Origin of the sequence: Brevibacterium pigmentatum (genome assembly GCF_011617465.1) — a bacterium.
GTDB lineage: Bacteria > Actinomycetota > Actinomycetes > Actinomycetales > Brevibacteriaceae > Brevibacterium > Brevibacterium pigmentatum.
This window is the reverse complement of record NZ_CP050153.1, coordinates 3,311,865-3,331,908: the sequence shown is the minus strand read 5'-3', so window position 1 is coordinate 3,331,908 and position 20,044 is coordinate 3,311,865. Positions and strand designations below refer to the sequence as shown.

Here is a 20,044-nt window from a genome sequence, read left to right as displayed (position 1 = left end):
CGAGGAGGGTGTCATGGTCGACACCGCAACCGCCACCGACAGCACGCACGCCTCCGGGCACGACACGGAACACGTCGACTGCATCATCAGCGGAGGCGGCCCCGCTGGGATTGTCGCCGGCCTGCTGCTCGCCCGAGGCGGGGTGAAGGTCGTGGTGCTCGAGAAGCACGAGGACTTCTTCCGCGACTTCCGCGGCGACACCATCCACCCCTCGACCCTGCGGCTGCTCGACGAACTCGGGCTCTATCACCGTTTCGCCCGCATCACGCACCGTCGCGTCGAGGGCGTCACCCTCACCGGACGAGGCGGTGAGGACATCATGCTCGCCGACTTCACCCGACTCGACCTGCCCCATCCGTTCATGACGATCGCGCCCCAGTGGGACTTCCTCAACCTGCTCGCCGAGGCGGGGGAGGACGAGCCGAACTTCGACCTCCGGATGGGGCTCGAGGCCACCTCGTTGATCTGGGACAACGACCGTGTGGTCGGTCTGCGCGCGCGGAATTCCTCCGGCACCGAGGCAGCACCTCCAACCGTTGACGCCGATGCTCCAGCCACGACTACCGCCCCGGCCGCTGTCGAGTTCCGCGCCCCTCTCGTCATCGCCGCCGACGGCAGGTGGTCGAAGGCCCGCGCCGAGGCGGGGCTGCCCATAAGAGAGCTGACATCGACGATCGATGTGTGGTGGTTCCGCATCGACACCGCGGCAGTCCTCCCCGATTCGGTGGCCCCACGAGGCGGGGACGGTAAGCTCTTCGTCGCGATTCCCCGCGATGGACACGTTCAGATCGCCCGCCTCATTCCGAAGGGCGCGGACGAGCGTCTGCGCGCCGAGGGCATCGAAGCGCTGCGTGACGCAGTCGCGGAGACCTATCCGCAGCTCGCGGCAGACGTCGGCCAGATCGAGTTCGATGATGTGAAGCTTCTCGACGTTCGCCGCAATGAGGCCAGACGCTGGTTCGCCGACGGTCTGCTGTGCATCGGCGATTCCGTGCACGCGATGAGCCCGCTCGGCGGAGTCGGAGTCAACCTCGCGGTGCAGGACGGAATCGCCGTCGCCCGGACGCTTGCCGAACCGCTGCGTTCAGGATCGGTGCGGACCGCAGAGCTGCGACGCCTGCAGCTGAGACGGCTCCCGACCACTCGCGCCGTCGAACTCCTCCAATCGGGAATCCACCGGATGGTCGAACCGGCCGTCCACGGACACCGACCCATCCGCCCACCTGCACCGGTGGAGTGGCTGCTGACGACGTTCCCCGCGCTCACCCGCATACCGGCGCGCATCCTCGGTGTCGGCATCACTGCCGAACACGCCCCGGACTTCGCCCGACGCGAGGAACCGACCGTCGAAAGGACACGATGAACGACATCCTGCGCTTGCGCCCATTGGCGCTCACCGATGAGGCGGATCTGCGGACGTTCCATGAGCAGCTGCGCGCCGACGACTTCGAATTCCTCCAGGCCGAGGGGTTCTGGGCCGACATCATCGCCACCCACGAGCGCGAGGCGCAGTGAATCGACCTCCGGCCTGGGCGAGTGCGCTCTGAATTCCTCGTCGCCGAGGATATGCCCGACAGATTCTGTCGCGCTCGGTCGAACGTCTGCGTTCGGCCGGAGTCGAGCGTGTGCTCGTGACCTGCGATGAGACGAACACCGCCTCGGCGAGTGTGATCGAACAGTGCGGGGGAGTCCTTGAGGACGTGCGCGAGAACGGTGATGGACCGCCCAAACGGCGTTACTGGATCGACGCGGATCCTCGGGAAGGGCATTAGATCTGAGTGCGCAGCGGACTTCGTGGGCCGGACTTCGCGCTCCCGCGCCCCGAGAAGGTCTGAGCCTCAGTCCCTGAGCCGGCGCTGGCGAGACAGCAGAGCCGTCAGCTGGTGGCATTCGGAGGTGGACATCGTGCCCAGCCCGAAGCGGATATCGGCGACGAGGTGGCTGGCCCGGTCGGTCAGGGCGCGTCCCTTCGGCGTGAGCTCGGCGAGAACCTCTCCGTCATCCCCGGGTTCCAGGATCCGCTCGATGAGGCCGTTCTCCTCGAGCCACCTCACCGAGTGGAAGGACGAGCTGGCTTCGACCTGTAGCCGGTCGGTGAGATCGACGAGGGGGATGGCTCCGCTGGGCTCGAAGAACAGAAGGAGCAGGATCTCGTACCGTGCGTAGTTCAGTCCCAGAGGGCGCAGTTTCTCATCGAGGTCCGTGATGAGGCGTCGGTGGGCGTGCATGAGTTCCGTGGCGGCCTGCATCCGGTTGCGTTCGGGCCAGCGCAGTTCCCATTCGCCTGCCGCCTCTGAGATGGCGTCCTCGAAGACCGGCAGTGCACTGCCGACTCTGAACTCTTCGGACTCCCTCTGCCGGTAGCCGACGTCGAGCTCCATCGTGTTCCACTCTTCGGTGTTGACCGACGATTCGGCGCCGGTGTCGAAGATGCGCTCGCGCACCTCGTCGCTCTCGCTGTTCTCAGCGTGGGAGTCGGAAGCGGCGAGGTCCTTATCGGTCAGGAGGTCATCGGCTGTGCCTTCGTCTTCCGTCGAGTAGTCATCATCGCCCTCGGATTTGGTATTGAAGGACTTGATGGTCGCCCGCAGTCCGGAGCGCTGGATGACGGTCTGGATCGTGAGGTCGCGTTCGTCAGGTCGACCGACGTATCTGATGTCGCGAAGGCCCTGGTCCTGGGCAGCCGATTCGAAGACGAAGTGGCCGTAGCGGAAGATCCGACCCATGAGGGGTTTGTGGACTGAGATGTCGAGGATTCGCGCCATCGGCATCGTCGCCTTGTGCTGCGTGAAGATCCCGTGAATCCGGAACACCCGCATGTTCGTGATGACGAAGCGGTCCATGTGCACGAAGAGCGCGCGGTAGACGCCGAAGAGCATGACGGCGCAGCCGATGCCCAGTGGGACCGCGGCATACTCGGGCGGAACAGCGAAGGACATGGCAGCGAGAGCCAGTCCCAGGAGGATGATGAGTGTGGGAGTGACGAAGGCGAGCGGATGCCGCCGCACTTCATCGACGATGACCTCACCTTCTTCGCTGATGAGGTGGTTCTCGACCTGAGGGTCGGTCAGCGAACTCAACACTGTCGCCTGCGCACGGATCGGCTATGCCGAGAGTGAGGTGAAGAACGTAACCAAGGAGCCGACGCCCGTGCCGACTGCGGCAAATGCGGTTCGGACCGCCTCCGCGGAATCCTCCGGCCGGCTGAACAGATAGAACGCCACGAAAATGACGACGAGTGTGAGTACGGCCTTCTTAACCCACTTCACAATGGAGTCCTCTGTGCCGCATCGCTGTGGCAGCGGAAGCGGACATTTGATTGCACAACTCAACCAGCGTAACGGCCCATGCACTTTCGAGTCCGGCGGACGCGCCAAGGAATTGTGATCGCTGTCTCAACGACTGAGATTCTGGCTGGTGGGGAGCTCGCAGGATCCGCTTCTAGCTACGCAGGTTCCGGTTTTCCTCAATCGGCCTCGACGGTCAGCACTAGTGTCTCAGAGCAGGCGGATCCGTAGAGTCGGAGACATGAACTCACTATTCGACTCCATCCGCAAGATCGGCTTCCGTCGCGGTCCCGACCGCATCCTCGGCGGCATCGCCGGGGGCCTTGCTCAGGTGACCGGCGTCAATGTCTGGATCATGCGACTCATCGTCCTCGCTTCGTTCCTCCTCCCCGTGCTCGGAATCGGCGCCTACCTCGTCGCGTGGATCCTCACCCCGTGGCAGGACAATTCGATCCCGTTGCAGCAGGTCTTCGGCGGTCGCTCGCTCGAGTGACACGTGAGCGGCGATCGCTCTATGCGCAAGAATGAGGGCATGAGTGAACGCGAACCCGCCGCACCGTCAAATCGCTATCCGGCGGCTGCCGAATGGCAGACGGTCGACAAGTATTTCACCGAGACGCTCGTCGGCGAAGACCCTACCTTGGTCGCAGCGCGCAAGTCCGGCGGAGAGACGACGATGCCGAATGCCGAAGTCGCAGCCAACCAAGGGGCGTTTCTTGGGCTCCTGGTCAAGATCGCCGGCGCGAAACGCGTCCTCGAATTCGGCACACTCGCCGGCTACTCGACTATCTGGCTCGCCCGATCAGTGGGAGAAAGCGGACACGTCGTCACGCTCGAACTCGAACCGCAGAACGTGGCAGTCGTTGAAGAGAACTTCCGCGCCGCCGGAGTCGCAGAGCGCGTCGAGACGATCGTCGGTCCGGCGACGGAGTCTGCCGCTCAACTGATCAGCGACAGTGTCGAACCATTCGACTTCGTGTTCATCGACGCTGACAAACCGAGCAATCCTGCCTATCTCGCGGCGGCGCTCGAACTCACCCGATCCGGCGCAGTGATCGTCATCGACAATGTCGTCCGAAATGGGGCAGTCGTCGATGGCGACAGCAGCGATCCGCGGGTCCAAGGAGTGCGAAGCGTCGTCGACGCCATCACGGCGAACCCCGACCTGGATGCCACGGCCCTGCAGGCCGTCGGTGAGAAGGGATGGGACGGACTCATCATCGCGCGTCGGCGCTGATCCGAAGCTGAGCGCAGGATCTACCAGACCTGCGGCGACCTCCGGTAGTAGACATCGATCGGGTCGAGGTCCATCGTCGGCGCGTCGAAGAACGTCCAGATGAGCAGCACGATGGTGATCGGGAAGAATGCGACCGCCACATAATGCACCATTCCCCGCCAGAATCCGACGCGTCTGCCGCTGTGCTTGAGCGTGACGACACCGCACAGCGCCTGGCCGGGGGAGACCGTGCAACCGTAGAGAGCTCCGAACACCAGCGCCATCAGCGGATAGCTGATGAGAGCGACTTTGGTGGCATCGTCGATCGAGATGATGTTCACCGCCGTGAGAGCCAGTGCGATGCCGATGACCAAGCCGGTGAAGAAGAGCACGAAGACCGCGTCGAGGATCCTCGCCCACCAGCGCCGAACCGATGGCGCCGGCGTCAGCGGTCCGCGGCTGCGCCAAGGACCGGGGCCGTGGTCGGCAAGCCCGGCTTGGGCGCGGTAGTTCGAACTCATTGTGTGTATCCTTCTCGCTGATGACCGGCCGATGCCTCTGACTCTATGCGGTCGCCGGCCTGCAGCGGGTGCTCGTCAGGAAACATCCTGTGTCAGTTCCGGTACAGCCTCGCTCGCCCCTCTGCGAACGGGCAGCGAAAGCAGCGGGGAATGAGAAATGTGCCGCGACATCGAGTGAACGATGTTGCGGCACATTCTCTGCGGTGGGCCCCGTGGGGATCGAACCCACGACCCGCGGATTAAAAGTCCGCTGCTCTACCAACTGAGCTAGAGGCCCCGCCCCATCACAAGCGCAGGACACAGGCCTGCTGACGCATGATGGAGACGAACCAATAGTAGAGCTTCGCGCCCGATTTACTCAAACCAGGTCGGCCCCAAGGATCACTTCTCCAGTCCGCGCCGATCCTCACCCGTGTAGGTTCGAGGCAGACCGTCCGGTGACTCGAGCTCGTCGGGGTCAAGGGGTTCGATGACGTCGGACTCGATGGCCTTGTCCTTCTTCAGCTTCCCGACCAGGGCACGGACATTGCGCAGCCCCGCGAGCAGCTTCCGGTCCTTCTTCGGCGCGACGTATTCAGGGTCGGTTTCGATGGGGAAGACCGTCGGCGCAGCGCCGAAGGCTTCCTTCGATTCGTCGGCGACCTTCCGCGCCATCTGGCCGTTCACCACAGCTCCGATGACCGCGCCGACGCCGAAGGGCAGCAGACGACCGACCAGCGAACCACCGGCACGAGTTGCGAACTTGCGGATGAAAGTCTTGCGCAGCTTGCGCACGAGCAGATCGACCACGGGAGTCGGCAACTGCTTGGTCACGGTGGCACCCCAGCTGCCGAACATCGACTCCACGCCGCCGTTCTGCTTGCCGAACTTCTGGATGAGGTTCTTCCCGTCCTTGCCCAGCATGAGTCCGAGCACCAGGGCGTTCGCCCGCTTGGCATCGGCCACCGGCAGCCCGTGGATCTCTGCGATCGCCTGGGCGAACAGTGCTGTGCCTTCGAGGAAACCTGCGGTCTCTGCTCCGGCCACACCGAGCGCGGCCGTCGTGCCCAGCCCCGGAACGGCCGCAGTCGCACCGACTGCCGCGCCGCCCGAGGTCGTCAGGGTCAGGTAATGGCGGCGGATGATCTTGATGAGCTCTTCGGGGGTCGCATCCGGATGCCGACGGCGCAGACTGCGCACATAGGCCAGGGCGACGGGGCGCTGCACGGACAGCAGACGCGACAACATCGATTGGGCGCGGGGATTGAGTGTGCCATCGTCATTGACTGCCAGCTTCGCAGCCTTGTCGAGACCCTTCTTCGCCACTGATGATTGTGCCACGAGAGTTCCTCCTCGTATCGGTCACTCGCGGCTGCGGGTCGCAGTCACGAATCAGACCCCAGTTTAATAGCGTCCGTTGTGAGTCCGGGGAGCAGAACCTGACCGTGCGGCGAAAGCCCGAATGTGCTCCACGTCCTAGTCCGCGCACCCCCGCAGGGACTAAACTGCCCTGACCATGTCACAGCGCGCTTTCCACCGTCCCGTTCCCCTGGCCGATCTCGACTCCGTCGGAGCCGTCGATGATCCCGTCGCCCGGTCGGAGACCTCGCATGCGACCGCGGCACTGCTGCTCGGCGATGCGCACGGCAACCGCGACGAGGCTGCCACCAGGCGCTTCGTCGAGCTCGCCGATGACATCGGTTTCGAGGTCATCGCCGAGATGTGGTCCGCCGCGCCCGCCGTCTCCGCACCCGGCGCACTGTGGCGCCTCTATGCCCTGCGCCAATGGATCAAGTCCGCACCGCGTGAACTCTCCGAGATGTTCTCCGACGGCCAACGCCGCGTCACCGAAGGCATCGGCTACGACGAGATCCTCGCCGGCGTCGAACTGCCCGCCGGCCCCGACGAAGTGGCACACGCCATCGACGAGATCCTCGTCGGCGCCTTCCGCGGTGACGTCGTCATCGCGCTGCTGCGCGCGGCCGCCTTCGTCGGCATCTGCGCCGCAGGCACCGACGACCGCGACACCGGCACGCGCCTGCGCCAGCTCTCCCAGGACCTGTCCGACGCCGCCGTCGCCCACCGCCGAGGCGGCCTCGACTGATCCTCAGCCCGCCGGCAATCCCCTCGCCGAGGCGGTCCCGCCCAATCAAATGAGCGCGGTCCTCGTCGGGACCGGATATTCCCACCCGACCACGACATCGACTGTGAGATTCTCAACGGACGAAGAGCCGCCTCGGCGGTGGATTCATGAGCACGAACGAGTATCGTAGGAGGTGGCCTTCGGGCCACCGGACGCTGGATCGCTGAAGCCCCGGGCTCCAAATTCAGCCGCTTCGAGCGGCCTTCCGCCGAGAGGCGCTCTCGGTTCAGCGTCCGGCACATACCACCCAGGCACCATGCATATTCGTCCGGCTCGTCCGGGCCCCGGGCAGGAGGAGCGCATGCGGCTCAAGCGGGTACCGCAGGACAAGGTGTTCTACGAGCGGTTGTCCGATCTCGTCTCTCAGATGCGGCAGTGCAATCTGGTGCTCGCCGAACTGTCCGGAATCGAAATCAGCGAACGACGCGACGTCGCCGACCGCCTCCGCGAGATCGGCGACAGAGCCGATGAGGACATGGGCGCGATGCTGCGTGCGCTGCGCGAGAACTACATCACCCCGTTCGACCGCAACGACCTCTACCTGCTCAGCCACCACATGCGCGATATCTGCCATCGGCTGCACGGAGTCGGATACGTCCTCGCCTCCGGAGCCTTCGACCCGCTGCCGTCCGGCGTTCCCGAGACCCTGGCCGTGCTGTCGAACCAGACCGACCACACCTCGCGGATGATCACCCGGCTGCCGGGCAAACTCGACCAGTGGGACTACGTCGACGCGATCAACCGGCTGACCTACCAGGTCGAGAGCCTGCAGTGGCGGATGTCGGACGCGGTGCCGAACTCCAAACGCGGGCTGACCTATATGGCGGCCGTATCCCAACTCGGGCAGGCGTTCGTCCGGGCCGCCCATGGGTTCACCGAACTCGGCAAAGTCGTCGCAGCCATCGCGATCAAGGAGTCGTAGTCCGTGGAGCTGCTCTTGGCGGCAGTCGTCATCGCCGCGGTGATCTTCGCCGGCTCGAACGGTTTCCACGACGCCGCCCTGACCGTCGGCAACGCGGTCGTCGGACGCGCGATGCGACCCGGGTGGGCGCTCAGCCTGGCTGTCATCTTCAACTTCATCGGCGCCCTCCTCGGTGAGGGAATCGCCATCGTCGTGGCCAACCAGATCGTGCTCTTCTCCGGTTCGGCCGACCTCATCCTCACCAGCCTGATCATCGCCTTCGTGGCGGCGACGACGTGGAGCCTGTTCACCTACTACTTGGCGCTGCCGGTGTCGTCGACCCACTGTCTCATCGGCGGTCTGCTCGGCGCGGGAATCGTCTTCGGCTTCTCCGTCAATGCCGAGCACGCAATGAACAACGTCGTGTGGCCGCTGGTGCTCTCACCCATCCTCGGCTTCATTCTGGCGTGGGTGCTCACACTCATCCTGTCGAAGTCACTGGCTTCCACCCCGCCGAAACCGCTGTTCCGGGGCGCACGCATGGTCGATTCCGTTCTCACTGCGTCTCTGTCGCTCGTCCACGGGGTCCAGGACGCTCAGAAAGTCGCGGCCCTGGTCATGGTCGGCATCCTCGCCGTCGAGGCGACGCCGCACGATGGTCTGTCCATCGTCGAAATCTCCTGGCCGGTGCGCCTCCTCATCGCCGCGGCTCTGGCTCTGGGCACCGGACTGAGCGGGTGGCGAGTGGTCCAGACGCTGTCCGTGCGGATGGTCCGCCTCGACCCCCTCAAATCCTCCATCGCCGATGGCGCAGCCACGATCCTTATGTACACCGCAGCCTTGATCATGCGGGTTCCGGTGTCTCTGACCTTCGTTCTCGGCTCGTCGATCCTCGGCACGCAGTACGCCGGGCGCAAGGGCCATGCCAGGGCGAGATACTTCCTGCCGATGTTCGGAGTCTGGCTCCTGACGATCCCCGCCGCAGCACTCCTTGCGGTGGTGCTCGGCTGGATCGTCAAGACCTCCGTCGGGCTCTGACAGGCCGCCCGGTTGACGCCGAAGCCGAGCCCGGGAGCGAGAGGCGCCCGGACTCGGCTCTGGCGAAATCACTGACAACGGGGCCGACGAATCAGCCCCGAGGCTTCCGCCCGAAGACGAAGCCGGTGGTGATCATGGCCGCGGCGAGGACGAAGTGCAGCCAGTTGTCGGCGGTGTTGAGTCCGACGAAGTTGCCCATCGACTCCATCGGAATCACCATTCCGTAGATCCACAGCACCGCGTAGATGATTCCGCCGACGATGAGGTAGTTCTTCGCCAGTGCATGCGAGCGGAGTCCGAGCATCCCGACGACTCCGAAGAGCAGGTGGACGATGTTGTGGAGCACCGTGACCTGGAAGAGGCCGAGCAGTGCGGCGTCGGTGTGATGTCCGGCGAAGGTGATCGAGCCGAGGTTCGCGGTGATCCCCGGGACGAATCCGAGGATGCCCACGAGCAGGAACACGGCACCGAAGAGCCCGGAGGCCATCTGCACCTGCGAGCGGGTGCTGCGTGAGGCGGTGGGCGACTGTGACGACATCGAGATATTCATGATGATCCTTTCCCAAAGGTGGCTGATACCGATGGTTCGGAGCAGATGCCGATTCGGATGGCCGATGGGCGAAGTTTTTCGGCAGCGCCTTCCTGAACGGTCCCCTCGGTGTCCGTGACGTCTCCTGTGGGTGGATCCACCTGGACAACGGCATCGATATCGAGGCGGATCCACCCACAGGATCAGCCGGCGAACGGACCGTACGTAGCCAACAGGTTGCCCTTGCTGGTGCGCTGCACGTCTTTGAGCGCCAGCCTCGTCGTCGTTCCGCCCTCGAAGAGGGACCGACCGCTGCCGGCGACGACCGGGTGGATGGCCACCGTCAGTTCGTCGACGAGGTTCGCTTCGACGAGCTGACGGACGATCGACATCGAACCCTCGATGGCGATCTTGCCGCCTTCGCCGGCTTTGAGATCGCGGACGAAGTCAGCGAGGTCGCACCGGATGAGTGTCGAGTTCTCCCACTTGAGGTCAGGCTGCGACAGCGTCGTCGAGGCGATGTGCTTGGGAGTCGAGTTGATGAAGTTCGCGAACGGTGCGTCCTCGCCTTCCGTGTGGTTCGGCCAGTGGTTCTCCCACTCCTGGTAGGTGACCCGGCCGAGGATGCAGTCGTCGACTCCTCCGATGGCCGTGGTCATCCATTCGCCCATCTCCTGGTCGAAGGAGTCGAATTGGAAGTTGAACGGATCGGATGCGATCCCGTCGAGTGACTGGAACAGTGCGGCGATGACTGTGCGTGGCATGGCGATCCATTGAGTGTCGGGCGGGGTTTGAGCTTCATGCGGACCATTGCGCTCTATGTGGGCTCATGTGTTTCGTGCGGGCCGTGATTCCCGATATCCGTTTAAGTTCAGAAAGTGAACTATAGTTTCAATAGTGAACTCACATTGCTATGCTGTCAAGCATGAAGTCGTACGGACAGTTCTGCGGTCTTGCTCGGGCAGCCGAGGTGCTGGGGGAGCGATGGTCGCTCATCATCCTCCGCGATCTCCTCGTCGGTCCCAAGCGGTTCAACGAGCTTCGGCAGGGAAACCCCGGAATTCCCTCGAACCTCCTGACCACGCGATTGCGCGAACTCGAAGCAGCAGGAATTCTCGAGCGCAGCATCGACGGGCGCAGTGTGGTCTACTGCCTCAGCGACTACGGTTCGGGACTCGGTCCGGTGCTCATCGAACTCGGTCGCTGGGGCTCACGGCGCATGCTTGAGGCACGTGAGGGTGAGATTCCGACCGACAGTTCCTTGGCCGCCGCGTTGCTCACCTCTCGCACCGAGGCGAAGGTGCGGGCTTTCAAGGTGGAAGTGACGGCCGGCCCGGCGGTCGCTCATGCTGAAGTGGACGAGTCGGGCGTGAACGTGGCCGAAGGCGCCGATCCGACCGCGCAGCTGTTCATCAGCGGCCCGGGTCTGCGGGGCCTCCTTGCTGATGGTGATGCGGAGACGGCCGTGGCCGTCGGGACGGTATCCGTCGACGGGGACGAGTCGCTGCTGACTGAGTTCGTTCGCGCCTTCCGCGCACCTCTCGACGACAATAACGGCAACGCGGCGCGAGAGAAATAGGCACCGATGGCTCCTGCGGTGAGAGAACCGCGGGGCGGATCGTCCGGGAGGGTGCATTCTCTGGTCGATCCGCGGTGATTGTGGAGCTCAGAACGCCGCGGATCGACCAAACAATGACATGTCACGGACGAATCCCGCCGGCGCCTGCCGGATCGCGCACCGGATCGCCCCAACGCAAAGTGGTCGTTCTGGTCACGTTCCGCTGAGCAGAGCGTGACCAAAACGACCACTGAGTGACGCGCATTGCTGCGGCGACAGGCATTGTCGCAGAGGCGCGCATGGGACCTCGTCACGACGATGCGCTTCGGCTCCCGCCGAGACGAGACGGAGACTGAACCCACCCCGCCGCGACGAGCCCTCAGGTCATCCGAAGCGACCGGAGATGTAGTTCTCGGTCTCTTCCTTGTCCGGGTTCGAGAAGATCGTCGAGGTCTCGTTGAACTCGATGAGCTTTCCGGGCTTGCCGGTGCCGGCGATGTTGAAGAACGCGGTCTTGTCGGACACACGAGCAGCCTGCTGCATGTTGTGCGTGACGATGACGACCGTGTATTTGTCCTTGAGGTCGTTGATGAGGTCCTCGATCGCCAGGGTCGAGATCGGGTCGAGAGCCGAGCACGGTTCGTCCATGAGCAGGACTTGCGGCTCGACGGCGATGGCGCGAGCGATGCACAGACGCTGCTGCTGCCCGCCGGAGAGGCCCGAACCGGGCAGGTTGAGGCGGTCCTTGACCTCGTTCCAGAGGTTCGCACCGCGCAGGGCGCGCTCGGTGAGGTCGTCGGCTTCGGTCTTCGACAGGCGCCGGTTGTTCAGACGCACACCGGCGAGCACGTTCTCCTTGATGCTCATCGTCGGGAACGGGTTCGCCCGCTGGAAGACCATGCCCACCTCGCGGCGGACGTTGACCGGGTCGACGCCGGCTCCGTAGATGTCATTGCCGTCCATGAGGACCTCACCGGAGACGCTGGCGCCGGGGATGACCTCGTGCATGCGGTTGAGGGTGCGCAGCACCGTGGACTTGCCGCAGCCGGAGGGGCCGATGAAGGCGGTGACGGAGCGCGGCTTGATCTGCATCTCCACTCCGTCGACGGCGCGGAAGTCGCCGTAGAAGATGTCGAGATCCTTGATGTCGATCTGCTTGGACATTGTGTTTCCTATCCGTGGATATGGGTGAGTCTGGAAGTCTGTGAGCCGTCGCCGGTCAGCGGCCGGCCTTCGGTGCGAGCACCTTAGCGATGATGCGAGCGAGCAGGTTGAGCACCATGACGAGAGCGACGAGCACAAGGGCTGCGGCCCATGCGCGCTCCGAGCTGGCGAGGGCGGCGGCACCCGGTGAGACCGGCCGCAGCTGCGAGTCGTAGATGAACGTCGGCAGCGTCGACATCCAACCGGAGAAGAGGTTCCAGTTGAGCGTCTTCGCGAACCCGGCGGTGACCATGATGGGGGCGGTCTCACCGATGACGCGGGCGATGGCGATGGTGACACCGGAGAGGATTCCCGACACCGAGGTGGGCAGAACGATCTTCACGATCGTCTTCCACTTCGGCACGCCCAGAGCGTAGGAGGCCTCGCGCAGATCCATCGGCACCAGGCGGAGGATCTCCTCCGTGTTGCGCACGACGATCGGGATCATCAGCACAGACAGTGCGACGGCCGCAGTGAATCCGGTCTTCGCGATTCCAGCAGAGCTGGGCATGAGCACATTCGCGATCGTGGAGAACAGAGCGAAGGCGAACAGACCGGCGACGATGGAGGGGATTCCGGTCATCACGTCGACGAGGAAGGTGATCGCCTTGCCCAGGCGGTTCTTGTTCGAGTACTCGACGAGGTAGATGGCGGTGAGGACGCCGATCGGGATCGAGATGACGCAGGCGGCCGCAGTGATGAGCACGGTGCCGACGATGGCGTGGTAGAAGCCTCCCGCCAGAGTCGCCTCACCGGCGACGTACTGCTGATCGAGGACGCCCTTCATGCCGAGCATGGTGCGGGTGAGCAGGTCGCCGCTGATCGCGGCACCGCCCTTGGACACGGTCAGCCACAGGAGGGAGATGAGGGGGACACATGCGAGGACGAACGTCGAGGTGACGATGGTGGTCGCGATCCGGTCGACGGCCTTGCGGCGGCCTTCGTAGGACGCGGAGATCGCGAAAACGGCGATCGCGTTGATGGCCCCGGCGAGGACGGCGACGACGGGGATGTTGAATCCGCCGAATGCGATGAAGCTGATGACGATCGCCACGATGATCGACGCGACGGCGATGATCCACGGGGTGGCCTTCGGCAGCTGCTTGGAGGTCAGCTTCGCCGGTTTCGAGGCAGCCGCCTCGGTGGTGGTGTTCATGGTGGTCATTGGTCTCAACTTCCCTTCACCGAGGTGCGGGCGACGATCGCGCGGGCTCCCATGTTCACCAGCAGGGTGATGACGAAGAGCACGAGGCCGACCGTGATGAGCTCGGACAGGCGCAGTCCCGCGGCTTCGGGGAAGTTCTGCGCGATCTCGGATGCGATGGTTTGGTTGCCGCTGACGACGAGCGAAGCGGTGAGGACGCCGGGCGAGAGGATCATGGCCACGGCCATGGTCTCACCGAGTGCGCGTCCGAGGCCGAGCATCGTGGCCGAGACGATTCCGGACTTGCCGAAGGGCAGCACAGCCATGCGGATCATCTCCCAGCGCGTGGCGCCGAGCGCCAGTGCCGCCTCTTCCTGCAGGCGCGGGGTCTGGAGGAAGATCTCGCGGGTCAGGGAGGTGATGATCGGCAGGATCATGATCGAGAGCACGAGGGAGGCGGTGAGCAGGGTGCGGCCGGTCTGCGACACGGATCCGTCTGCTGCCGGAGCGAAGATCGGAATCCAGCCGAACCACTTCGACAGCCACAGGTAGAAACCGGTGAGGTTGCCGGCCAGCGCGATGCCCCACAGACCGTAGACGACGGAGGGGATCGCCGCGAGCAGGTCGATGACGTACCCGAGCACGGGTGCGAGCCTGCGCGGTGCCATATGCGTGGTGAACAGTGCGATGCCCAGCGAGAAGGGGGTCGCGACGATGAGCGCGATGGCTGCGGAGATGAGCGTGCCGATGACCAGCGGCCAGACATAGGAGAAGAAGCCCTTGCCGCCGGTGATCTGGGAGGGATCGCTGATCTGGGCGGCGATTGTGTCCGACGACTGCGCGAGAAGGAACAGGGCGACTCCGGCGAGGATCACCAGGATCAGGATGCCGGCGATGAGTGTGGCGGCGGAGAAGATGCGGTCGCCGGGGCGGACGACTGCCTTCTGCTGCCGAGACGCGGGACTGCTGCTCTGCGGCTGAGTTCCGGTCTCTGATGGGGAGCCGGGCCCTGTGGGGCCTGACTCAGTTGTCTCTGTGCTGATCGGCACAAGTACTCCTCATGTGACTTGTGGTGAAACCGGTGCGGTTCCACAGGCGCGGAAAAGCGGCGCAGGGGTTCTGCGCCGCTCCCGACTGGCTATTTCTCCAGGTCAGAGGCTGAAATCAGCCTTCAGCCTTGATCGAGTCGATGACTTCTTCGATCTGCTTGCGCAGGTCGTCCGACAGGGGTGCGGACCCGGCGGATTCGGCTGCGGACTTCTGTCCCTCTTCCGAGACCACGAACTTCTCCCAGGCCTTGACCATGTCCACGGTCTCCTGGTCCTTGTAGGACGAGCAGACGAGGTGGTAGGAGACGAGCACGATCGGGTAGGCACCGGACTCGGTGGTGTCGCGGGCCAGATCGAAGGCGAGGTCGCCTTCGCTGCGGCCTTCGACCTTCTCGGAGGCGTCGACGACCTTGGTCGCGGCTTCCGGGGAGAGCTCGACGAATTCGTCGCCGACCTTGACCTTGGCGGTGGAGAGCTCGCCGACGGCCGAGGCATCCGCGTAGCCGATGGCTCCGTCGGTGTCGGAGACGGTCTGGATGACACCGTCGGTGCCCTGCGCAGCCTCGCCGCCGTACTCCTTCGGGAAGTTGCCGTCGACCTCGGCGTCCCAGTCCTTCTCGGCGGTGGCCTTGAGGTACTCGGCGAAGTTCTCCGTGGTGCCCGAATCATCGGCACGGTGAACGGCGGTGATCTTGAGATCCGGCAGGTCGGCATCCGGGTTGTCGGCCTTGATGGCCTTGTCGTTCCAGTTGGTGATGTCGCCCTTGAAGATCTTCGCCATCGTTTCGGGCGAGAGATTGAGCTCGTCGACGCCCTTGACGTTGAAGGTCACGGCGATGGGGGAGATGTAGACGGGGAACTCGTAGGCTCCCTCGGCGCCGCAGGCTTCCTCTCCGGCCTTGACCTCGTCATCGTCGAGGTGGGCATCGGAGCCGGCGAACTGCGCATTGCCGGCGAGGAACTGTTCACGGCCGGCGCCCGAGCCGTCGGGGGAGTAGTTGACGGTCACACCGGAGTTCTGCGAGGTGAAGTCCGCGGTCCAGGCATCCATGGCCGCCTTCTGCGAGGAGGCGCCGATACCGGTCAGGGTGCCCTGCAGGTCGCTGCTGCCGCCGGAGGCCTCTTCGCCGGTAGCGGACTGGCCGCCGCAAGCCGAGAGGGTGATGGCGCCGACCGCGAGGATCGCAGCGGAGGGGGCGAGATGCTTCATCTTCACGAAGATGCCTTTCATGTTTGTGGACACAGCTCGAGAGTTCTCGATTGCTCGTGCCCCACGCTAAAGATCAGTCGTGAAGTGCAAGGAGTTGGAACATGAATGGAAGGTGAATGAGCGGCGAAGAGTTGGAACCGTCGTGAGTGCTCGATCACAGATCTCGTCGGTTTCATGAAAGGATCGTTGTCGGGACCGGCATTTCCGCGCCGAGGTGGCCCGCCCGGTGCGCGCACAAAGTCGCCGAGGCTGCCCGCCCAGTACCCGTGCACGCTTCTGAGGTTCGTCGATCCCTTGCCCCGGTCCGACCTGTGTCCCTACGGTCGCTGCCATGAAGGAACAGAATCGATACGTCCTCGGCGAGTCCGAGAGCGAACACTCCCGACTGCGCGACCAGTCGGTCGTGCTCGACCCATTGACCAGACAGCTGCACATCGAAGCGGGAATCACTGCGGGCATGAGCGTCCTCGACATCGGCACCGGTGCCGGACACGTTGCCGCCATCGCCGCCGATCTCGTCGGTCCCCACGGACAGGTGCTCGCCGTCGGCCGTAATCCCGAAGCACTCGACGGGGCCCGCGACCGGCTGGGACATCGGCAAGAGATCGAATTCGCCGAGGCGGACCTCGACTCCCTCGACCTCGACCGGCAGTTCGATGCGATCGTCGGCAGGGCCGTGCTCATGCATCTCGGCAACCCCGTCGAAGCGTTGGAGCGACTCGGACGCCACCTGTGTCCAGGAGGCCTGCTGGTCATGCACGAGTTCGACGTCACCCAGGAGTGGGCGAGCGTGGACACGCCGCTGGTGAGACGAGTGAGAGAATTGATTCTGCAGGCGTTCGAGGCTGTCGGGATCCACGGCAGGATGGGACGGGACCTCTTCGCCGCATACCGTTCCGCCGGTCTGCCCGACCCGCACCTGAGCTTGAGCGCACCGTTGGGCGGCGGAGAAGAGGCGCCCAGCTTCGGCTGGGTGAACGCCCTGGCCGGACTGCTGCCCCATCTCGAACAGCAGGGGATCGTGAGCGCCGACGAGATCGGAATCGACTCGCTCACGCAGCGCCTGACCGCCGAGCTGGATGCCGAGGACGCCACCCTCCTCGGGCCGCTGTTGTACGGCGCGTACTGCACAGTCGACTGAGCGCTCCGATCAACTGTCGATGGGGCGGACGCGTTCGATCTCGACGATGCGCGGCACCGGTCCGGGGCGCACATAGGCGATGAGGACCTCGCCGGGTTTGAGGTACGGATCGTCTTTCGGCAGCTTCGCCTCGACACGTTTCGGGGAATGGGCGGCGTAGACGGAGAAGATCGTCGGCAGCACCGGCCGGTGCGTGCAGTAGATGATCGGTTTGCCCTTTGCCAGCAGCTTCTCGATATAGCGGACGGTCTTGTCCGGATTCGCAGCGGTCGCCTTCTCGCTGAGCGTCGACACCTTCTTGATCGATTTTCCCGTCGCCGCGGACAGCGGGGTCAGCGTCGCCATGCACCGCTTCCATGGACTCGAGGCGAGCTTGCGGACACCCCAGGCCCCCAACAGACCGGTCAGCGCCATGGCTTGCCTGGTGCCGAGTTTGAGCAGCGGACGCACGTGCTCGGTCTCGTACCATTTCGCACGCGGGAACGCCTTCCCATGGCGGACGAGGATGAGCGGCCACGCCCGCAGAGCATCCGTCTGCGCGAACTTCTCCAAAGCGTCGAGCTGCTCCCGATCCGAGTACGACGTCAGCTTCGCCCGCGCCTGGTCGACCGGGAACCACGCGGCAGTGTCGACCTCCCGCTTGTTGACCGGGGCGAAGTCAGCCTCGTCCTTGACTTCGGCCGACCAGTAGAAGACCTTCTTCAGCGTGTTCCTGCCGACCGTGTATTCGGCGGAGGGCAGAGGGATGCCGAGGTGGATGTCGAACCCCGTCTCCTCCTTGACCTCGCGGATCGCGGCCTCCGGCAGGGTCTCTCCCGGGTCGACCTTGCCTTTGGGCCACGACCAGTCGTTGTACTTCGGGCGGTGGATGAGCACCACCTCGAGACCTTTCGGACCCTGTCTCCAGCACACGGCCCCGGCGGCCAGGACATCGGCCGTGACGCGTGATGACGCCTGCGCCGAAGAGACCTCGGACGGGCTCACGCCTCATCCCCGATTCGCCGACGCATCCGGTGCCGACGGATGAGCTCCGTCTGATAGTCGCCGAGGAGGTTGCCCTCGTCGTCGTGGGTCCGCCGTGTCCATCGGCCGTCGCCGGCCAGGTCGAACGCCGAGGTGGTCGGGGCGAAGGCGAGATCGAAGAGTTCGATGATCTCCGCCCGGTGACCGTCGTCGACGATCTGCACGAGAGCTTCGACCCGACGGTCGAGGTTGCGGTGCATCATATCAGCCGAACCGATGTAGACGAGCGGGTCGCCGCTGTTGCCGAAGACGAAGGCGCGGGAGTGCTCGAGGAAGCGTCCGAGCACGGACCGCACGGTGATGTTCTCGCTCAGTCCTTCGATGCCCGGGCGCAGGGCGCAGATGCCGCGGACGAAGACTTCGACGGTGACCCCGGCCTGCGACGCCCGGTAGAGGGCATCGATGACGGCCTCGTCGACGATCGAGTTGACCTTGATCCGCACCTGTCCCTGTCCGCCGGACTGTGCGATCGCGATCTCGGATTCGATGAGGTCGATGAGTCCGGTGCGCACATTGCTGGGGGCGACGAGGAACCGGGAGTATTCGGACTTGGGTGCGTAGCCGGAGAGCTGGTTGAACAGCTTCGTCAGATCATCCGCCACGCCCCGATCGCGAGTCAGCAGGCCGAAGTCCTCGTAGCCGCGCGCGGTTTTCGGATGGTAGTTGCCGGTGCCGACGTGGCAGTACCGGGCCAGCCCGTCGGCCTCCTGGCGGACGACGAGGGAGAGCTTCGCATGAGTTTTGAGCCCGACGATTCCGTAGACGACGTGGACTCCTGCGCGCTCCAGCTTGCGGGCCCACGTGATGTTGGCCTCCTCATCGAATCGAGCCTTGATCTCGACGACGGCGAGTACCTGGATTCCGGACTGCGCGGCATCGACGAGGGCATCGATGATCGGCGAATCTCCGGAGGTGCGGTAGAGCGTCTGCTTGATCGCCAGGACGTTCTTGTCCGACGCGGCCTGCTCGAGGAAGGCCTGCACACTCGTGGAGAACGAATCGTAGGGGTGATGCAGCAGGATGTCCCGGCTGGCCACCGCGTCGAAGACGTCGACCTGGTCGCTGGACTCCCGCAGCGACAGGTCCTTGTTCATCTGCGGGACCATCTTCGGATAGTGCAGGTCATCGCGCGGCACATCGGCGATATCGGACATTCCCGACAGGTCCAAGGGGCTGGGCAAGTGGTAGATCTCCGAATCGTGGATGCCCAATTCGTCCTTGAGCATCTGCAGGACCCGGGGGTGGATGTTCTCCGTGATCTCCATCCGCACGGCAGGACCGAAGCGCCTGCGCAGGAGCTCCTTCTCCAGTGCCTTGAGCAGGTTCTCCGCATCGTCCTCCTCGACCTCGAGGTCCTCGTTGCGGGTGACGCGGAAGGTCGAATGGTGGACGATCTCCATGCCGTCGAAGAGGGTGCCGAGGTGTTCGGCGATGATGTCCTCGAGGGCGACGAAGCGGGCGGGGACGTCGCGTCCGGCGGGTCGGTCGGTCGCCTCGGCGACGTTGAAGAACCGGGGCAGACGCGGGGGAACCTTGACGCGGGCGAAGAACTCCTTGCCCGTCTCCGGCGCGCGCAGGAGCACGCCGAGGTTGAGCGAGAGGCCCGAGATATAGGGGAACGGGTGGGCCGGGTCGACGGCCAGCGGGGTGAGGACGGGATAGACGTGGCCGAAGAAGAATTCGTCGACGCGGTGCCGCTCATCCTCGGTGAGGTCTTCAACCTGGACCTTCGTGATCGATTCCGTGTCGAGGCGGGGCCCGATATCGTCTTTGAGCAGGGCGGCGTGCCGGCTCATCAGTTCGAATGCGCGCACTCCGATATCGTGCATGACCTGCGCGGGCATGCGGCCGGTGACGCTGGGCACGGCCAGTCCGGTGTTGATGCGGCGTTTGAGGCCGGCGACGCGGACCATGAAGAACTCGTCGAGGTTGGTCGCGAAGATCGAGAGGAACCGGACGCGTTCGAGCAGCGGGATCTCCGGATCCGAGGCGAGGTCGAGGACGCGTTCGTTGAAGGCCAGCCAGCTGAGTTCGCGATCGAGGAAACGATCTGCCGGTTCGGGCAGGCCCAGTTCCCTGCCCGAGGCTGCGATGTCGTACAA

21 protein-coding genes and 1 tRNA gene are annotated in these 20,044 nt (G+C 64.6%); 10 read left to right on the top strand and 12 right to left on the bottom strand.

Annotation, left to right across the window (positions count from 1 at the left end):
- The first annotated feature begins 13 nt into the window (after nucleotides 1-13).
- The 3 genes from GUY30_RS15145 to GUY30_RS17975 are packed head-to-tail and all read left to right on the top strand — an operon-like array spanning nucleotide 14 to nucleotide 1,772.
- Entirely contained in the window at nucleotides 14-1,363 is a 1,350-nt protein-coding gene (locus tag GUY30_RS15145) for an FAD-dependent oxidoreductase (RefSeq protein WP_167199336.1), read from the top strand.
- Nucleotides 1,360-1,515 (top strand): hypothetical protein, encoded by a 156-nt coding sequence (locus GUY30_RS17980; protein ID WP_228281433.1) that lies wholly within the window; start codon nucleotides 1,360-1,362, stop codon nucleotides 1,513-1,515. Before GUY30_RS15145 ends, GUY30_RS17980 begins: the two co-directional genes overlap by 4 nt.
- Nucleotides 1,516-1,547: 32 nt before the next feature.
- Nucleotides 1,548-1,772 carry a GNAT family N-acetyltransferase gene (locus GUY30_RS17975; protein ID WP_228281903.1) on the top strand — a complete coding sequence of 75 codons (225 nt, stop codon included), beginning with the start codon at nucleotides 1,548-1,550 and terminating at the stop codon, nucleotides 1,770-1,772.
- Nucleotides 1,773-1,838: 66 nt separating this feature from the next.
- Here GUY30_RS17975 and GUY30_RS15135 read toward each other — a convergent pair whose 3' ends face one another.
- Nucleotides 1,839-3,080, bottom strand: coding sequence for a PH domain-containing protein (locus GUY30_RS15135; RefSeq protein ID WP_167199333.1), 1,242 nt, complete (start codon nucleotides 3,078-3,080; stop codon nucleotides 1,839-1,841).
- 448 nt (nucleotides 3,081-3,528) lie between these two features.
- Between GUY30_RS15135 and GUY30_RS15130 the strand changes: the two genes are divergently transcribed.
- Nucleotides 3,529-3,780 (top strand): PspC domain-containing protein, encoded by a 252-nt coding sequence (locus GUY30_RS15130; RefSeq protein ID WP_167199316.1) that lies wholly within the window; start codon nucleotides 3,529-3,531, stop codon nucleotides 3,778-3,780.
- Nucleotides 3,781-3,819: 39 nt separating this feature from the next.
- On the top strand, nucleotides 3,820-4,524 hold the full coding sequence (locus tag GUY30_RS15125) for an O-methyltransferase (protein WP_167199311.1): 705 nt from the start codon (nucleotides 3,820-3,822) through the stop codon (nucleotides 4,522-4,524).
- Between the two features lie 20 nt (nucleotides 4,525-4,544).
- Here the strand turns inward: GUY30_RS15125 and GUY30_RS15120 are convergent, their stop codons facing one another.
- The 3 genes from GUY30_RS15120 to GUY30_RS15110 form a co-directional block, all read right to left on the bottom strand.
- Entirely contained in the window at nucleotides 4,545-5,024 is a 480-nt protein-coding gene (locus tag GUY30_RS15120; protein WP_167199309.1) for an RDD family protein, read from the bottom strand.
- 204 nt (nucleotides 5,025-5,228) lie between these two features.
- Nucleotides 5,229-5,301 (bottom strand) — tRNA-Lys (locus tag GUY30_RS15115).
- Between the two features lie 104 nt (nucleotides 5,302-5,405).
- Nucleotides 5,406-6,344 carry a hypothetical protein gene (locus GUY30_RS15110; RefSeq protein ID WP_228281432.1) on the bottom strand — a complete coding sequence of 313 codons (939 nt, stop codon included), beginning with the start codon at nucleotides 6,342-6,344 and terminating at the stop codon, nucleotides 5,406-5,408.
- Between the two features lie 175 nt (nucleotides 6,345-6,519).
- On the opposite strand from GUY30_RS15110, the gene GUY30_RS15105 reads away from it, so the two are divergent.
- The 3 genes from GUY30_RS15105 (at nucleotide 6,520) to GUY30_RS15095 (ending at nucleotide 9,085) form a co-directional block, all read left to right on the top strand.
- Nucleotides 6,520-7,107, top strand: coding sequence for a hypothetical protein (locus GUY30_RS15105; protein ID WP_228281431.1), 588 nt, complete (start codon nucleotides 6,520-6,522; stop codon nucleotides 7,105-7,107).
- Nucleotides 7,108-7,402: 295 nt separating this feature from the next.
- Nucleotides 7,403-8,068, top strand: coding sequence for a DUF47 domain-containing protein (locus tag GUY30_RS15100; protein WP_228281430.1), 666 nt, complete (start codon nucleotides 7,403-7,405; stop codon nucleotides 8,066-8,068).
- 3 nt (nucleotides 8,069-8,071) lie between these two features.
- Nucleotides 8,072-9,085: an inorganic phosphate transporter gene (locus GUY30_RS15095; protein ID WP_167199307.1), complete on the top strand. Its 1,014-nt coding sequence runs from the start codon at nucleotides 8,072-8,074 to the stop codon at nucleotides 9,083-9,085.
- 91 nt (nucleotides 9,086-9,176) lie between these two features.
- Here the strand turns inward: GUY30_RS15095 and GUY30_RS15090 are convergent, their stop codons facing one another.
- The gene (locus GUY30_RS15090; protein WP_228281428.1) at nucleotides 9,177-9,635 is read right to left on the bottom strand and encodes a DUF4383 domain-containing protein; all 459 of its coding nucleotides are present in this window, start codon (nucleotides 9,633-9,635) and stop codon (nucleotides 9,177-9,179) included.
- Nucleotides 9,636-9,817: 182 nt separating this feature from the next.
- Complete coding sequence (locus tag GUY30_RS15085; RefSeq protein WP_167199304.1) at nucleotides 9,818-10,378, bottom strand: dihydrofolate reductase family protein; 561 nt, start codon at nucleotides 10,376-10,378, stop codon at nucleotides 9,818-9,820.
- A gap of 161 nt (nucleotides 10,379-10,539) precedes the next feature.
- Between GUY30_RS15085 and GUY30_RS15080 the strand changes: the two genes are divergently transcribed.
- Nucleotides 10,540-11,193: a winged helix-turn-helix transcriptional regulator gene (locus tag GUY30_RS15080; protein ID WP_167199300.1), complete on the top strand. Its 654-nt coding sequence runs from the start codon at nucleotides 10,540-10,542 to the stop codon at nucleotides 11,191-11,193.
- Nucleotides 11,194-11,556: 363 nt separating this feature from the next.
- On the opposite strand, the gene pstB is transcribed toward GUY30_RS15080, so the two are convergent.
- The 4 genes from pstB to pstS all read right to left on the bottom strand — a co-directional run bounded on the left by pstB (nucleotide 11,557) and on the right by pstS (nucleotide 15,784).
- On the bottom strand, nucleotides 11,557-12,336 hold the full coding sequence (pstB, locus tag GUY30_RS15075; protein ID WP_167199296.1) for a phosphate ABC transporter ATP-binding protein PstB: 780 nt from the start codon (nucleotides 12,334-12,336) through the stop codon (nucleotides 11,557-11,559).
- Nucleotides 12,337-12,391: 55 nt separating this feature from the next.
- Nucleotides 12,392-13,531 carry a phosphate ABC transporter permease PstA gene (pstA, locus tag GUY30_RS15070; RefSeq protein ID WP_167199292.1) on the bottom strand — a complete coding sequence of 380 codons (1,140 nt, stop codon included), beginning with the start codon at nucleotides 13,529-13,531 and terminating at the stop codon, nucleotides 12,392-12,394.
- A 14-nt stretch (nucleotides 13,532-13,545) separates the two neighbouring features.
- Entirely contained in the window at nucleotides 13,546-14,436 is an 891-nt protein-coding gene (gene pstC / locus GUY30_RS15065) for a phosphate ABC transporter permease subunit PstC (RefSeq protein ID WP_228281899.1), read from the bottom strand.
- 247 nt (nucleotides 14,437-14,683) lie between these two features.
- Nucleotides 14,684-15,784 carry a phosphate ABC transporter substrate-binding protein PstS gene (gene pstS / locus GUY30_RS15060; RefSeq protein WP_167201117.1) on the bottom strand — a complete coding sequence of 367 codons (1,101 nt, stop codon included), beginning with the start codon at nucleotides 15,782-15,784 and terminating at the stop codon, nucleotides 14,684-14,686.
- A gap of 325 nt (nucleotides 15,785-16,109) precedes the next feature.
- Between pstS and GUY30_RS15055 the strand changes: the two genes are divergently transcribed.
- On the top strand, nucleotides 16,110-16,919 hold the full coding sequence (locus GUY30_RS15055; RefSeq protein WP_167199286.1) for a methyltransferase domain-containing protein: 810 nt from the start codon (nucleotides 16,110-16,112) through the stop codon (nucleotides 16,917-16,919).
- A 9-nt stretch (nucleotides 16,920-16,928) separates the two neighbouring features.
- On the opposite strand, the gene GUY30_RS15050 is transcribed toward GUY30_RS15055, so the two are convergent.
- Nucleotides 16,929-17,903: an NUDIX hydrolase gene (locus tag GUY30_RS15050; RefSeq protein WP_167199282.1), complete on the bottom strand. Its 975-nt coding sequence runs from the start codon at nucleotides 17,901-17,903 to the stop codon at nucleotides 16,929-16,931.
- Nucleotides 17,900-20,044: an RNA degradosome polyphosphate kinase gene (locus GUY30_RS15045; RefSeq protein WP_228281424.1), complete on the bottom strand. Its 2,145-nt coding sequence runs from the start codon at nucleotides 20,042-20,044 to the stop codon at nucleotides 17,900-17,902. The genes GUY30_RS15050 and GUY30_RS15045 overlap by 4 nt, the downstream gene beginning before the upstream one ends.

Bases quoted from the DNA above. Each gene is read 5' to 3' on its own strand.
- GUY30_RS15145 (WP_167199336.1), top strand. From the start codon at position 14: ATGGTCGACACCGCAACCGCCACCGACAGCACGCACGCCTCCGGGCAC.
- GUY30_RS17980 (WP_228281433.1), top strand. From the start codon at position 1,360: ATGAACGACATCCTGCGCTTGCGCCCATTGGCGCTCACCGATGAGGCG.
- GUY30_RS15130 (WP_167199316.1), top strand. From the start codon at position 3,529: ATGAACTCACTATTCGACTCCATCCGCAAGATCGGCTTCCGTCGCGGT.
- GUY30_RS15125 (WP_167199311.1), top strand. From the start codon at position 3,820: ATGAGTGAACGCGAACCCGCCGCACCGTCAAATCGCTATCCGGCGGCT.
- GUY30_RS15120 (WP_167199309.1), bottom strand. From the start codon at position 5,024: ATGAGTTCGAACTACCGCGCCCAAGCCGGGCTTGCCGACCACGGCCCC.
- GUY30_RS15105 (WP_228281431.1), top strand. From the start codon at position 6,520: ATGTCACAGCGCGCTTTCCACCGTCCCGTTCCCCTGGCCGATCTCGAC.
- GUY30_RS15100 (WP_228281430.1), top strand. From the start codon at position 7,403: ATGCATATTCGTCCGGCTCGTCCGGGCCCCGGGCAGGAGGAGCGCATG.
- GUY30_RS15090 (WP_228281428.1), bottom strand. From the start codon at position 9,635: ATGAATATCTCGATGTCGTCACAGTCGCCCACCGCCTCACGCAGCACC.
- GUY30_RS15085 (WP_167199304.1), bottom strand. From the start codon at position 10,378: ATGCCACGCACAGTCATCGCCGCACTGTTCCAGTCACTCGACGGGATC.
- GUY30_RS15080 (WP_167199300.1), top strand. From the start codon at position 10,540: ATGAAGTCGTACGGACAGTTCTGCGGTCTTGCTCGGGCAGCCGAGGTG.
- pstB (WP_167199296.1), bottom strand. From the start codon at position 12,336: ATGTCCAAGCAGATCGACATCAAGGATCTCGACATCTTCTACGGCGAC.
- pstA (WP_167199292.1), bottom strand. From the start codon at position 13,531: ATGAACACCACCACCGAGGCGGCTGCCTCGAAACCGGCGAAGCTGACC.
- GUY30_RS15055 (WP_167199286.1), top strand. From the start codon at position 16,110: ATGAAGGAACAGAATCGATACGTCCTCGGCGAGTCCGAGAGCGAACAC.